General features: G+C 44.1%; 15 protein-coding genes. 12 read left to right on the top strand and 3 right to left on the bottom strand.

What is annotated here, in order from left to right:
• Positions 1-436: 436 nt before the first annotated feature.
• The 3 genes from BB427_RS12220 to BB427_RS12230 form a co-directional block, all read right to left on the bottom strand.
• Positions 437-805 carry a VOC family protein gene (locus BB427_RS12220; RefSeq protein ID WP_069020937.1) on the bottom strand — a complete coding sequence of 123 codons (369 nt, stop codon included), beginning with the start codon at positions 803-805 and terminating at the stop codon, positions 437-439.
• 137 nt (positions 806-942) lie between these two features.
• Entirely contained in the window at positions 943-1,755 is an 813-nt protein-coding gene (locus tag BB427_RS12225) for a response regulator transcription factor (RefSeq protein WP_069020938.1), read from the bottom strand.
• A gap of 78 nt (positions 1,756-1,833) precedes the next feature.
• On the bottom strand, positions 1,834-2,709 hold the full coding sequence (locus BB427_RS12230) for a trypsin-like serine protease (RefSeq protein ID WP_254663624.1): 876 nt from the start codon (positions 2,707-2,709) through the stop codon (positions 1,834-1,836).
• 411 nt (positions 2,710-3,120) lie between these two features.
• Between BB427_RS12230 and BB427_RS12235 the strand changes: the two genes are divergently transcribed.
• The 12 genes from BB427_RS12235 to BB427_RS12290 all read left to right on the top strand — a co-directional run bounded on the left by BB427_RS12235 (position 3,121) and on the right by BB427_RS12290 (position 13,829).
• Positions 3,121-4,029, top strand: a complete 909-nt coding sequence (locus BB427_RS12235) for a TolB family protein (protein ID WP_069020940.1) — start codon at positions 3,121-3,123, stop codon at positions 4,027-4,029.
• 269 nt (positions 4,030-4,298) lie between these two features.
• Positions 4,299-5,717, top strand: a complete 1,419-nt coding sequence (locus BB427_RS12240) for an MFS transporter (protein WP_069020941.1) — start codon at positions 4,299-4,301, stop codon at positions 5,715-5,717.
• 110 nt (positions 5,718-5,827) lie between these two features.
• Positions 5,828-6,466: a thermostable hemolysin gene (locus BB427_RS12245; RefSeq protein WP_069020942.1), complete on the top strand. Its 639-nt coding sequence runs from the start codon at positions 5,828-5,830 to the stop codon at positions 6,464-6,466.
• A complete protein-coding gene (locus BB427_RS12250) occupies positions 6,459-7,934 on the top strand; it encodes an AMP-binding protein (RefSeq protein WP_069020943.1) in 1,476 nt (491 codons plus the stop codon). Before BB427_RS12245 ends, BB427_RS12250 begins: the two co-directional genes overlap by 8 nt.
• Before the next feature lie 13 nt (positions 7,935-7,947).
• Complete coding sequence (locus BB427_RS12255; RefSeq protein ID WP_039496368.1) at positions 7,948-8,631, top strand: TenA family transcriptional regulator; 684 nt, start codon at positions 7,948-7,950, stop codon at positions 8,629-8,631.
• Positions 8,631-9,422, top strand: coding sequence for an SDR family oxidoreductase (locus BB427_RS12260; protein ID WP_069020944.1), 792 nt, complete (start codon positions 8,631-8,633; stop codon positions 9,420-9,422). Before BB427_RS12255 ends, BB427_RS12260 begins: the two co-directional genes overlap by 1 nt.
• The gene (locus tag BB427_RS12265; RefSeq protein WP_010603827.1) at positions 9,419-10,075 is read left to right on the top strand and encodes a tetratricopeptide repeat protein; all 657 of its coding nucleotides are present in this window, start codon (positions 9,419-9,421) and stop codon (positions 10,073-10,075) included. The genes BB427_RS12260 and BB427_RS12265 overlap by 4 nt, the downstream gene beginning before the upstream one ends.
• Positions 10,072-10,734, top strand: a complete 663-nt coding sequence (locus BB427_RS12270) for a response regulator (RefSeq protein ID WP_039496373.1) — start codon at positions 10,072-10,074, stop codon at positions 10,732-10,734. The genes BB427_RS12265 and BB427_RS12270 overlap by 4 nt, the downstream gene beginning before the upstream one ends.
• Complete coding sequence (locus BB427_RS12275; RefSeq protein ID WP_069020945.1) at positions 10,734-12,065, top strand: ATP-binding protein; 1,332 nt, start codon at positions 10,734-10,736, stop codon at positions 12,063-12,065. The genes BB427_RS12270 and BB427_RS12275 overlap by 1 nt, the downstream gene beginning before the upstream one ends.
• Positions 12,052-12,411 (top strand): cupredoxin domain-containing protein, encoded by a 360-nt coding sequence (locus BB427_RS12280; RefSeq protein WP_039496375.1) that lies wholly within the window; start codon positions 12,052-12,054, stop codon positions 12,409-12,411. The genes BB427_RS12275 and BB427_RS12280 overlap by 14 nt, the downstream gene beginning before the upstream one ends.
• A complete protein-coding gene (locus BB427_RS12285) occupies positions 12,401-13,132 on the top strand; it encodes a hypothetical protein (RefSeq protein ID WP_017217753.1) in 732 nt (243 codons plus the stop codon). Before BB427_RS12280 ends, BB427_RS12285 begins: the two co-directional genes overlap by 11 nt.
• A complete protein-coding gene (locus BB427_RS12290; RefSeq protein ID WP_045989490.1) occupies positions 13,122-13,829 on the top strand; it encodes a hypothetical protein in 708 nt (235 codons plus the stop codon). The genes BB427_RS12285 and BB427_RS12290 overlap by 11 nt, the downstream gene beginning before the upstream one ends.
• Positions 13,830-13,914 lie beyond the last annotated feature (85 nt).

The following is a 13,914-nucleotide window of genomic DNA, read 5'->3' on the forward strand; positions in this document are numbered from 1 at the left end:
TACAAAGTGTGATCCCGCCGTGAGTTTTAGAGCGATAGAGGTATCGAAAGGGCTCTAGGCTGAGCTCATGTTTGCTTTATGTTGTTAACGACGTATTCTCAGTCTTAATATGAAGGTAGGGTGACAAAATTGGCCAGACCTAATGATGATACTTCACGGCGTATTGAATTAGCCTATTGCCCAGCCTAGATCTTAAATCAACAAGCATCGACATAGGCTCATTGACGGTGATAGAAGGTTGCGAAACATCAGTCATCTGTTGAATGAACCAGAAAGCTCTACCACCACAACTCTATAAATTTAAAGCTCGGACATTAAAGCGCAGTACCAATGATGACTGGAAACTGAGCTCTGGGTTCATAACATGATTCCAAAAACGTTGTATTAGTTCCCTGTAACGAATTCATTTATGTAAAGGATAAAATTATCAACGTGTTCACTTTGGTGAGTGCAGACCTAAGCGATTACCTTCTGTATCTATAAATAACGCGAAAAAACCGTTTTCGTCTGCATGTGGGGTTTTGGGGGTCAGTATTTTTCCACCGCTTTTTTCTACTTTTGATAGCACTTGCCGTAAATCTTCACCCGCGTTTAAATACAGAGTGACGCCGGTGCTGGAAGGAGTGTAACCTTCACCTTGAACAATCACACCTACGGTAGGTTGCCCTTCGTACGGAAAGAGTGCCATTGTCATTTCAGGCATATCTATGGTTTCAATGGAGACCGCAAAAATGCTGCTGTAGAACTTTACGGCGCGGGTTAAGTCGGTTGCTGGAATTTCAAAAATTGATGCGAAGCTGTGCATGTTATCGTCCTTATTTTATTGTGTGTCGGCTAGTTATTGGTGACTAGGTTGGGTTTACTGGGCTCGTTTAAGGCTCAACGAGTTCGACTTTAAGATAGTGCGGGGGGACAACAATTAATTGTAAAAAAGCGACGGGACTATTTATAGAAAAGTCGTGAAAGCGTCATACCTTCGTCATCGAGAAACGCTCGCGGGTTTACCCCAGTGAGCGCTTTAAAGTCCTTAATGAAGTGAGATTGATCATAATAATTGCTTTTGTACGCGATATTGGTGAGATTGTCTTCACGATTTATGAGGAGTGTTAAAGCGCTTTGCAAGCGTACAAGTTTACTTAAATGCTTTGGACTAATACCGACAAGGTCTAAAAATTTCCGCTCTAGTTGGCGTCTTTTATTGGGATTTGATTTGGTAATTGTATTAACCGATATATCGCCATTTTGTGCAAAGATAATATCTACCGTTGTTTTTACAATGTGCTCAATTGTCCGCGGGTCGCTCAGCTTGTGAAGGAGAAAGGCCTCTAAAATCTCAATCCTTTGGCTTGTGTTTCGCGCTTGGATGATATCACTTTCAAGCTTTGCGGCCTCATCTGGCTTAAATAGCTCGTAAATCGATGTTTCTTGATTTTTTAAGCTCTTTATAGGTTTCGAAATAAAGTGGGAAAAGGCATAAGGAAAAAAGCTGGCTGCAAAAGTATGAACGTATCCGATTGGTTGAATATAAAAAGGTGAAACGGTTTGTCCAAGTACCATTGCGCGCGGTTGCAGTATGTAGTCATGTTCTGATGTATAGCGCTTAATATCGTCGCCCAATATAAAGGCCAGCTCAATGCAGCCGTCGGGGACAATACGTTGCTTTGCGGCATTGTTATCTGCTGTAATTTCCAATGTCCAAAAGCAATTGATAAATGAGGATAAATTTTCACTAGGTAAAAATTTTTTGTAATCCATAAAGTCTCCGTATCTAGCTATGGACACTGGTAAATTTAGCAACCGCCTTATGGTTTGCTTTTAGACGCGCTTTACCTGCTACTGACCTTTATTGATATGCTTATTTATCCAATCTTGGTAATAAGATACACGCGTTAATACTGCTGTTGAACCGTATTTACCTAAAGTATAATTTTCCAAATCGCCTTCAATTTCTCGCCACGCTGCCAATCCAACCAATACTGGTGTTGAGCCTTGATAAATGATTGCTGCGCCGCCGCTATCTCCAGAGCCTATGGTGCCTTCTAACGGTAGCGCATCGGCTCCTTGTTCGAAGGTAAATCTGAGCCAGTGAGCTTTTGCTTCTGTGATCACGTTGTTGTAAACATGCATTTGATAGTCGTCTTGAGTGAAAGCCCAATCTGAGAAAAATTTGGTGACTTGATACCATGTATAGGTCGTTAGGCTTGGTCCCTCAGAGTCGTGCTCTTCACCCGTTATCCCCGTTCCGATAGCGCCGCGACCAAACCCAGTTATTTCCATACCTAACTCTTCATTTCCCTCATATATAGCGATGGGTTGAATGTGTGTCACAGGCTTACTTAAGCGAATTAATGCAATATCTTTGGCGTTATTTAGCTGCTCCATAAGCGGTGCCGGATCGCCTTCACTCCAATCACCTTCTATCTTTTTGTAATCCGGATGAATAATGATTTGTGCAATTTGATTTTCAACACCATGTACCATGATAGGTTTGCCTTGGTAGTCATACATAAACGTATAAATGATGTGAGCTGGTGCCAACAACCAATGCTTATCGATTAACACCGAACCGCCTTGGAATGGCATATCAACATAAAACTGCGGGATGTTGTTAACCTTATACAAGTTAGGGTCAACATCATGTCTTTTGACAACCGCATGGTTCTGAAAAGAGGCAAACATGAGCAAAAAAATGGCAAGGTATTTCATCATTATTCCTTATTTATTATATTGTTATTATTTCCAAAGTGGCCAATAAATCATCATACTGAAGCTTTCTTTTCAATGCATCAATAAATGTACCTATTTTAATACGGCACTCCCTCTCAAAAATATCTGCACGCTAACCAGATTAAAAGAAATAAAAACAAATGGTTATTGTCATGCTATGATGCCAAAAATAGTGCAAATTAGTTCGGGGAGGTTAGCAATATGTTTTGTAACCAAACCCGCTACGGTATCGATTTACACCTTACCCGTTGAATGTTGCCGTCAGGGAAACGTCAGCAAAAATCATGAAGAAATCACCAATATTACAAGTGTTTAAAGGTCGGTTTTATTAGGCTGAGCAGCAGCTTTTGAGGAAGCTTTACAAGTAAACTCAATTAAATAAAGAGGCACGTTATGACCAATAAAATAGTACAAAAAAGCTTTGTCACGCTAGCCATACTTATGAGCAGCTGCGAAGTGGCAGAAGCTAAGGGAACGTTTGAAGCGACTTCTGGAATACTCAAAGGTCCTTATCTTGGGCAAACGCCACCAGGCCTGATCGCTAAGCCTTTTGCTCCTGGTATTGTGAATACCGAAGAATGGGGAGACTCTGGTGGCTTCTCTCTAGATATGAACAAATTCTATGTTAGCAGGTGGAAGCACACCTCTGATGCCAAAGAGCCTGAGTCTCTTGTGTTTACAAGAGTGGGTGATAGTTGGCAAAGGGCAGTGATGGCAAAAGGAGAGCGTAGGCCATTTTTCTCGCCAGATGGGAAAACGCTCCGTTATGGAGCCAAATATAAGGAGCGTACCGCTGAAGGATGGTCCGAGATGAAAAGCTTAGGCGCTGCATTTGAAAAGTACCCCATCATGGGGCTTTCTGCATCGGCTAAGGGCACGCTAGTTTTTGATGAGAGAACTTCAGATGGCAATGGGGTGCTCCGTTATTCACTGCTAATTGACGGGAAACGGCAACCACCTGAACCGCTAAGTAAAGCAATCAATACAGGTAAATGGAATGCACACCCTTACATTGCGCCAGATGAAAGTTACATCATGTGGGATAGTGTAAGAGAAACTGGCTTTGGTAGTAGTGATCTTTATATTAGTTTTCGTACAAAAGATGGCTCTTGGGGAGAAGCTATTAATTTGGGAGATAAAGTCAATACGGAAGCTGAAGAAGGTGGACCACATTTTACGCCTGACGGAAAGTATTTCCTTTTTAGTCGAATGGTGCCGCATGCAAACGGTAAAAAAGGCTCTCAATCAGATCTTTATTGGATTGATGCGCAGTTTATAAAGGATCTGAAACCAATAGATTAAGTATTAAGCACGATATTTAAAGTTGTTTGAAAACTCTTAAACATCTTTGTTCCTTAATTATGATGTATTGCCGATGCTAAACTAAAAGGCTTGGGGGGCTACTTACATATTACAAATGCGGTAGCGTACCCAAGCTAATTCTCAATTTATTGTTCGTCTTTACTGTTAAGCCAATCAAGCTTCAAATCTAACCACACTTGACTTCAAGTTCACTTGAAGTAGTACAGTCACCACTTATTAGCATGGCGCAATGGTAGGAGTGGTAACGCATGTTAGAAGATACAGTAAATACAGAGGATAAAACTGCTCTGGGAGCCGGACAAAAGCGAGTGTTGTTCAGCTTGGCTGTGGTACTCATTTTGCCAACGCTTGGCATGAGTAGTATCAATGTCTTGTTGCCAACACTTGCTGAGGAGTTTGGCGTGGGGCAGGCATTGGTGAATGGGGTCGTTGTGGCATATTTGCTTTCGCTTACCGCGTTTATTCTTGGTGCTGGCGCTGTTGGAGATAGCGTTGGCCGAAAAAGGGCACTTCGCATTGGAATCAGCGTCTTTTGTGTGGGCTCCATTGTCGCTGGGCTGAGCGTAAATCTTTGGATGCTGATTGCTGCTAGGCTGTTCCAAGGCATTGGCGCTGCGCTGTTATTATCTCAAGTATTTGCACTGGCAAGCGTTGTGATGCCAAAGCGTAAAGTTGGACTCGCAATGGGGTTACTCGGTACTACCGCTGCGATTGGCACGGCACTGGGGCCATTGCTAAGTGGCGCAATGCTAGAGTGGTTATCATGGCAGTTCACATTTTGGTTGATGATATTGCTTGGAGGTGCAGCTTACTTTTTAATAGCAAGATTTCTGCCTGATGATGTCGCAAGTCCACCTGAGCTACAGCGTTTTGATGTTATTGGAAGCGCGTGGCTGTCGGCGTCATGCCTATTTTATGTGTTGGCTATGCCATCGAGTAGTTCGTTTAGTCTTGTCTTGCATAGCGTATTTTTCTTATTTTCAGTGGCTTTTATCTACTGTTTTGTACAAAGCCAAAAGCGTGCTCAGTTTCCACTTGTGAGTTTGGCTTTTCTGAAACACAAGCTACGCAACACCTCGTTAATCGTGAGCTTTTTCGTTGACGCCATCGCGATGTCGACATTAGTTGTCGGGCCTTTTTATCTCACTTATGCGTTAGGGCTGAGCCCGGTCTCGGTTGGTCTTATTGTGTCTATTGGACCTTGTATTGCTGCTGTCTCTGGTTATCCGTCAGGCGAGGTGGTTGATCATTTTGGTATCGCATTTGCCATGTTTTTGGGCTTGCTGATGATCCTTATTGGGACAATTAGCTTTGCAATCCTACCTTCATTATTTGGACTTTATGGCTATGTTGTGGCGTTATTTGTGTTAACTCCCGGAAGGCAGTTGTTTCTAGCGGCTCACCATACCTTTGTGATGACGACAGTAGCCGAAAAAGAAAAGGGCATGGGGTCAGGGCTCATTAATTTATGTAAAAACTTAGGGCTAATGACTGGAGCCTCATTACTTGGTGGTGTATTTAGTGTGTTGTTGCAGGTAAAGAGTGCGGCCTTGGCAAGCTCCGCACAACTTAATATGGCATTTTCACTGACTTTCTTACTCGCTGCACTGTTTATTTTGGTATCGCTCGTTGCCTTATTTGTGATTAGCCGAAAGCAAGCGTTTTAAAAGTAGAATGCGTATCTCGAAAAATTTTTTCGTCCTTTTTTCAAACTTAAGGTTTTCTTAATTTTCGCTTTTTAAAGTTTTTACATCAGAACAGGAAAGGTGTGAAAACGATGGGCGAAGCACTACAAGCAACAAACTCACAAAGTCGTCTTAGATGGGCAAACAAGACTTGCGGCGCGCGCGCTGAATTGGAGCACGCTATCCACAGTGGTTTTGCCCATGCTTTTGGCGCTGACATTCATGAGTATTATCCCCTTTTAAGCCATTTAAACTACCGTCAAAGCGATTGCTTTTTAGGTCTTAGATTTGCAGCCAAAGGCGCATTATTTGTCGAGCAGTATCTTAATCGTCCGGTAGAGCAGTGCCTCTCAACGGTTTCAGAGCGTAATCATATTGCAGAACTTGGCAATTTGTTCTCAACAGGCCGAATGGCAACGTTAAGCCACTTTATTGTACTGACTCAAGCACTGCTTGAGAGTGACATCCGCTACTTGGTGTTTACGGCAACCAAACAAGTGCGTGCATTGATGAAGTTATGCCAAGTCGAGGTTAACAAGATTTCTTTGGCACACGGCACTATCGCCTCAGCTAAAGATTATGGCAGCTATTACCAATGTGCTCCTATGGTTTGTTCGGTCGATTTACATCAAGCCCAGCAGGTGATCACAAACACTGAAATGTATCAACACTTACTACAAGGACTCGAGGTGGAAATCGCGAGCTTAAAAGAGGCATTTTTATATGTGTGATTTCTTAAAAAAACTACCACATCAAGACAGTGATGTGATTTTACAACAAGGGCAAACTCGTCTCACTTTTGCTGAGGTAAAGTCTTACACGCAAGCATTGGCAGAGCGCTTTATTGTGATGAGTGGCGAGAGTGTTGCGGTTTCGTTAGACAACTCTATCGCTTGGTTATTGGTAGATTTTGCACTATTACAAGCAAATAAAGTGTCTATTCCAGTACCTCATTTCTTTACCACAGCGCAAGTTGAACACACCCTTGAGCAGTCAAAAGCAAACTGGTTGATCAGCGATACCAAGCTTGAAAATAGCGCTGAATTTTCGGTATTGGATGTCTATGGTCAAGCAATCTATGTATATAAAACTAGGTGCGAAAGCACGGGAACCTATTTTCCTAAAACGCAAAAGATCACTTATACCTCTGGTTCAACAGGCGCACCAAAAGGCGTATGTCTGTCGGTTGAAAACCAACTTGTAGTGGCGAGTAGTTTATGCGAAACCATTGCACTTCATCGCCCTAAGCACTTATGTTTATTGCCGCTACCTGTGTTGCTAGAAAACATCGCGGGTGTGTATGCGCCGCTACTGAGTGGTGGCATGGTTGAGGTAACCGAACTTGCGTCGCTAGGCTTTTCGGGCAGCCAGTTGCTATATCCACAAAAGTTGCTGCAAAAGATAAGTGAAGTACAACCAAATAGCTTAATTTTAGTGCCTGAGCTACTGCGTTGCCTGATAAGCGCTGCACAGCAAGGGTGGCAACCCCCTGCAAGTTTACGCTTTATTGCGGTCGGTGGCGCTAAAGTTGACACTGAACTGTTACAGCAAGCTAAGCAGCTGGGCTTACCTGTGTTTCAAGGGTATGGGCTTTCCGAGTCGGGGTCTGTTGTTGCACTGAATACTGGTGAGCAAGATGGCAGCGTTGGTAAGTTACTGCCTCATATTCAGGCACGTATTGTGGCAGGTGAGTTAGAGATCAAAGGGAATAACTTTTTAGGTTATTTAGGTGGCGAAGAGATAGCCCAAGATGCGTGGTTAAAAACCGGCGATAGAGTGTCGAAGCGTGAGCCGCATTTTGTCATCGAAGGCCGGCTAAAAAATGTTCTGATCAATAGCTTTGGACGCAATATTTCTCCTGAGTGGCCGGAGTCCGTTTTGCTTGCCTATGTACCTTTACTGCAATGCGTTGTGGTGGGTGATGGCAAGCCATTTTTAACGGCGCTTATATACACTCCGGCACAACTAACAGCAGCTGTGATTGATAATGCCATTGAGCTTGCCAACCAGCAACTCCCTGATTACGCAAAAATAAAACGTTATGTGCGCGTAGACGAAGCCTTTTCAGTAGGTAACGGCATGCTTACCGCGAACGGGAGACCTAAACGCGACGTGATTTTAGCTAATTTCGCGCAGCAAATTTCAGCGCTTTACTCCCAGAATCAATACGAAGCGGCAGAGCCCGTGGCTTCGATTTAAAAGGAAAACGACAATGAGCAACTTTTACCAAACCCTACAATCAGAAACGGAACAAGCGCGCCAATATCTACTAAGCGCACCAATTATTCATGATGTTTTTCATGGTCAGATCACCAAAGGCCAATACGTTTCATTTTTACAGCAGGCGTTTCATCACGTAAAGCACACAGTACCACTCCTTATGGCGTGTGGCGCAAGGCTTGATGACAGTAAAGAATGGTTGCGAGAAGCAATAGGGCATTACATCGAAGAAGAAATGGGACACCAAGAGTGGATCCTTAATGATATTGCCGCCTGTGGTGTGGATAAAGAGGTAATACGTCATAGCATGCCAAGCTTCGCAACTGAAATGATGGTGTCTTATGCGTACGACAGTATCGCTCGTAAACATCCATTGAGCTTTTTTGGCATGGTTAATGTGCTTGAGGGCACTTCCATCGCACTTGCCGATGATGCAGCTCGTCAAATTGCGAATAAACTTGGTCTGCCTCGTAGCGCATTTTCCTATTTAACATCTCATGGCGCGTTAGATGTTGAGCATATTGACTTTTTTGCAGGGCTGATGAACAAGATCAGCTGTGAAAAAGAGCAAGCGATCATTATTCACAGCGCTAAACAGTTTTATCGCTTGTATGGAGACATATTCCGCAACATCGAAGCGGTGCCTGCAGGTGTTGAATTTGCGGAGGTAGGCTGATGAAAGCAACAAAACTTGCCGTTATCACTGGGGCCTCTCGGGGGATCGGCCGAGCCATTAGTAAACAGTTGGCCATGCATAATTGGCGTTGTTTGCTGATTGGTCGAGACAGCGAAAAATTAAAGCAGGTGATAGCGGGGTTATCCGGAGAACACGATTATCTTGCTTTAGATATCACCACTGAGGACGCTGCGACACAAATCGCGAGAAAAGCGGCGACTATGGGTGGGGTTGACTTACTCGTCAACAACGCGGGCATTAATACCATGGCTGGGTTTGCTGAAATTTTACCAACTGACTTAAAAAAGCAGATGGAGACGAATTTATTGGCGCCCATGCTAGTTAGTCAAGCCTGTTTACCACAACTGATCTCAAGTCATGGCACCATAGTTAACGTAGGTTCAGCGTTTGGTTCTATCGGCTTTCCATACCAAAGCAGTTATTGCGCAAGCAAGTTCGGTTTGCGTGGTTTTACAGAGGCACTGACACGGGAGCTCGATGACCAAGTAGCGGTTAAATATCTCGCGCCACGCGCAACCACAACTGAAATGAATGACGACCGCGCGACAGCTGTAAACCATGCACTAGGCAATCAGATGGACTCGCCAGAGGTCGTCGCACAAGCCTTTATGAAATTGCTCCATAGCAACACCAAACGTGCTGCCATTGGTTTTCCTGAAAGGTTTTTTGCGAGACTTAATGGCTTGTTACCAGAGCTCGTTGATAACGCATTAATCAAAAAAGTGAAAACCATCCAAACCATTTTTTCCACTAAGGAGTCATTACGATGAACGCACTAAAAACCTTGTTAGCTTCAGCAACATTACTGGTATTCAGTCAAGGTGCTTGGGCAGCATTTGACGATGATCTTAGCCAAGTCCAAACTAAATGGGCAACGGTAAATTATGAAACCGAGGGCGATGCCCAAGAAAAAGCATTTGAAGAATTGGTTAAGCAGTGCGTGGCATTTGTTGAACAATATCCAGATCGCGCTGAAGCTTACATCTGGCGTGGTATTGTGCAGTCGAGCTTTGCAGGAGCGAAAGGTGGCTTGGGGGCGCTTGGTCTTGCCAAAGATGCGAAAGCCTCATTCGAAAAAGCCATTGAACTTGATAAAAACGCACTGTCTGGTTCTGCATTAACGAGTTTAGGCACGCTCTATGCTCAGGTCCCAGGCTGGCCAATTGGGTTTGGCAGCGATAAAAAGGCGAAAAAGCTGTTCCAAGAATCATTAGCGATCAATCCGGCAGGAATTGATGTAAACTATTTCTATGCACAGTTTTTATATGACGAACGTGATTATAGTGCTGCACTTGCGCACTTGAAAAAAGCGCAGAATGCGCCAAGTCGTCCTGGTAGAGAAAAAGCCGATGAATACCGCCAAGAAGAAGTGGCACAGCTACTGGCTAAAGTCGAAAAAAAGCTAAAAAGAAGGAATAAATGAGGCTATTACTTGTAGAGGACGATGAGCTACTGGCACAGGGGCTCATCGCATCACTCAAAAAAGAAGGGTATGCCATTGAGCATGCGCCGACGCAAAGACAAGCAATCAGTTTTGTTGAATCTGGTGAATTTGAGCTGGTGGTGCTTGACCTAGGTCTACCCGACGGAGACGGTTTAGCGGTACTCAAGGCGTTAAAAAAAACCAAATCGCAAACCGCTGTGCTCATTCTAACGGCAAGAAATAGTCTTGATGATAAGATTGCAGGATTGGATTTAGGGGCTGATGACTATTTAGCTAAGCCGTTTGAGCCTAAAGAACTGTTTGCGCGTTTACGGGTGATTGGTCGACGCTTCACCAAACAAGTGAGCAGCACGTTGAGCTGCAACGATGTCGTGTTAGATCTCGCCAGTCACGAGGTGCTTGTAAGCGGTAGCACTCAAGAATTACCTCGTAAAGAATATATGCTACTCAAGGCGCTGATGGAAAACAGCGGCCGTGTGCTGTCTAAAACTCAGTTAGAATCTAAGCTCTATGATTGGGGAGAAGCTTTAGGCTCTAATGCTATTGAGGTACATATTCACCACCTCCGCAAGAAAATGCCCGATGGATTTATCAAAACGCTGCGTGGCATTGGCTATGTGGTTGGCAAGGGGGCTTAGTGGGCACGAAAAGCTCGCTTGGAGGTGCTTCAATAACGAGAAAGTTGACCCTAATTTTAGTGTCAGCTTTGGTGCTGACTGCATCCATGGCGCTGCTACGGGGTTATCACTCCAGCATGGCGATGGCACAAGCACAATTAGACAGCCATTTAGAGTCCATCGCAACACTCGTTAATACTCAAGTTACTGCGACTACCTTGCCCAGTGGCGCGGGTAACAACGCATTTTACTTTTTAGTGCTTGAACACAATCAAGTTGTTGCGGGTAGTGAGCTACTTGCTAGGTACAAGAACAAGCTTAAATATCATGCTGGGTTTAGCACCCAAAATGTGGGGGCGACTAGACTCAGAACCTTCAGTGAAGCGTTTGGCGAAAGGCAAATACTGGTGGCTGAGCCGGTACAAAAGCGCTTTGCCCTTGCTGAAGGTATGATTGTCTCAGCAATGACGCCATTGGTGGTGATTATGCCGTTTCTTGCGGTGTTTATTGCATGGATTATTTATACGGCGTTAAAACCTTTACGAGATCTTTCTAAAGAGCTTAGACGACGTAACCCCAAAGACTTTACACAGCTGGCAGTGCAAAGCGACAAAGCGGAAGTGGCAATCGTTATCGCGACACTAAATGACCTCTTTCAAAAGGTTGAAGTCGCGTATCTCAAAGAGCGTTATTTTGCTTCCGATGCCGCTCATGAGTTAAAAACGCCGATCGCAAGCTTAAAAATTCATCTTCATAATTTAACGCATGATACTAAGCATCCCAGTGCCACTGCTATGTCAAAAGGGCTTGAGCAGCTAAACCATGTGGTTGAACAAATGCTGACGTTAGCGCGTACAGAGCCAGAACTGTGGCATAAGCAATTTGCGCAGCAAGACTTAGTGGCATTAACTCAAGACTTGATTGCTAACTGTTACCCGAGAATTGAACAAAAATCACAAAATATCAGCTTAGAAGCGTCAGAAGCGACCATAGAGGGCTGTGAGTTCACATTAACCACATTATTTTCTAATCTAATTGGTAATGCTATTAAATACACGCCAATTGAAGGTGACATAGAAGTAAAAATTCAGCAGCATGCGCAGCGGGTTGTATGGCAAATCGATGATTCGGGTTGTGGTATGTCGGATGCGGAAATAGAACGAATTTTTGACAGATTTTATCGCGTTGGTGGAGATAAACACCCTTCAGGGGAAAAAGGGGCAGGTTTAGGAATGGCGATAGTCAATCATATAATTGCAATTTATCATGCAGATATCTCTTTTGCTCGTAGTCATTTAGGCGGGCTTAGAGTTTGTGTAAATTTACCGAGGGGGCTGGATGCTAAGGACTAAGGTCTCTTCGCTGTCTTTCGCGCTTGGTTTACCTTTGGCGACCTGTAGTTTCGCCTTGTGGGCGGAAGAAAGTTATACCATTATTCTTAAAAATCATTTATTTACACCAGCACACGTTGAGGTACCTGCAAATCGTAAAGTAAAGCTCATCATCGAAAATCAAGACCCTCAGGTTGAAGAGTTTGACAGCTTTGATCTTAATCGTGAAAAAGTGCTTTTTCCGAACCGTAAAAGTGTGATTTATATCGGCCCGCTAGCACCCGGTGAATATAGTTTTTTTGGTGAATTTTCACCAAATACAGCACAAGGTATCGTTATCGTGAAGGAGCCAAACAATGCTTCTTAATGCGGTGGTGGTGAGCGTGAACCAATTATTACCAGTAACTGTACTTTGGGTACTATTAGCACAATGTACCAATGCTGCTTTACCACTTAAAACGACACTCATCGCGTTGAGTGCGGGGCTAGTCGGCTGTTTTGGCATATGGTTTTTGGGTGGAGAAATAGCCTCGAGTTTTGATTATCGCGGGTTCGAGTTATTGCAAATAGGACTGCTACTCAGTTTATTTTGCTTAATGATTGCAACAAAACGCACCGGACATACGGCACTTGCAGCCTTGGCCTTTGGACTAGCCGTGGTATTGTACTTGCACCATTTGGCAAGCTTTGCGTTCTCTTATTCAAAGCCAGCGGATGGTCAAACCCTCGCCATTGGCACCTCGCTTGGTGTGGGGATCTGTTTGAGCTTTTCTATTCTACTCTTCTTTTTCCTTGATTGGCTGAAGAGTAAGCACTTACCTTGGTTGTTGCTGTTGTTATTGGCCTTACACGGTGCGAGTAAGGTGTCGATTGCATTGGACTTGGCGCTTCAAGTTGACTTAATTAGTGCCGCCAGACTTGAAATAGACTTGCGACAGATTGTGGACGAACACAGTGTTGTTGGTCGAGTGCTAAGAGTATTAGTGGGGTATGAGGCAACACCAAATGCTGCGACGCTTGCAGGGTTTGGAGGCGCGTTGATTACGTTCTTGGGATGTACATATTGGAGAACAGCGCATGCGAAATAATGTTTTACTCGCGCTGCTGGTGAGTTTTTTTGGGATTGTGGCGTTTAGTGCAAAAGCGGATGGTATGGTGGTGGACAAAGTTTATCATCCATACGTTTTACCGCTTGAACGTGAGTTGGAGTGGCGACTACTATCTCGCCAAACCGAGCAAGGGAATGTGTTGGCACAGCGCTTAGGGCTTGGTTGGAGTCTCACTGAGACAATGACTGTTGAAGGTTACGCCATTGGTGAGCGCGACGATGAGGGCAATTTTGACTTGGCTGCTTATGAGCTAGAGTCGCGTTGGCAATTTGTAGAGCAAGGGCGCTTCTGGGCGGATATTGGTATGTTGTTTGAGCTTGAAAAGCGCCATAAATTCGATGCCTATGAAGCAACCGCAGGGTTTTTATTTGAGAAGGAATTTGGCCGCACGAGCCTTACCATGAACGCATTTTTGGTGAGGGAGTGGGGTAAGGACATTGAGGATGAATGGGAATCTGAGTTTAGAGCGCAACTGCGCTACCGCTTGTATAGTGCTTTTCAGCCCGCAATTGAAGTCTATGTCGGAGAAGACTTTTTTGGTGTTGGCCCAGGGTTTATCGGACTGCATCGATTCGAAGGTCAAAAACAGCTGAAATGGGAAGCGGGTTTTATTTCGGAGATCAGCCAATCTGGCAAAGATCATAGCTTTAGACTCGCATTGGAATTTGAGTTTTAAGTGTCGCTTTTACTTTGTTTAAATAAAGGGGAGATGCAGCAAAAATGTCATTAGCTTATGGTGCATCTAGCTGCTAACTTTAGAG

Source organism: Pseudoalteromonas sp. BMB (assembly GCF_001709235.1).
Taxonomy (GTDB): Bacteria; Pseudomonadota; Gammaproteobacteria; order Enterobacterales; family Alteromonadaceae; genus Pseudoalteromonas; species Pseudoalteromonas maricaloris.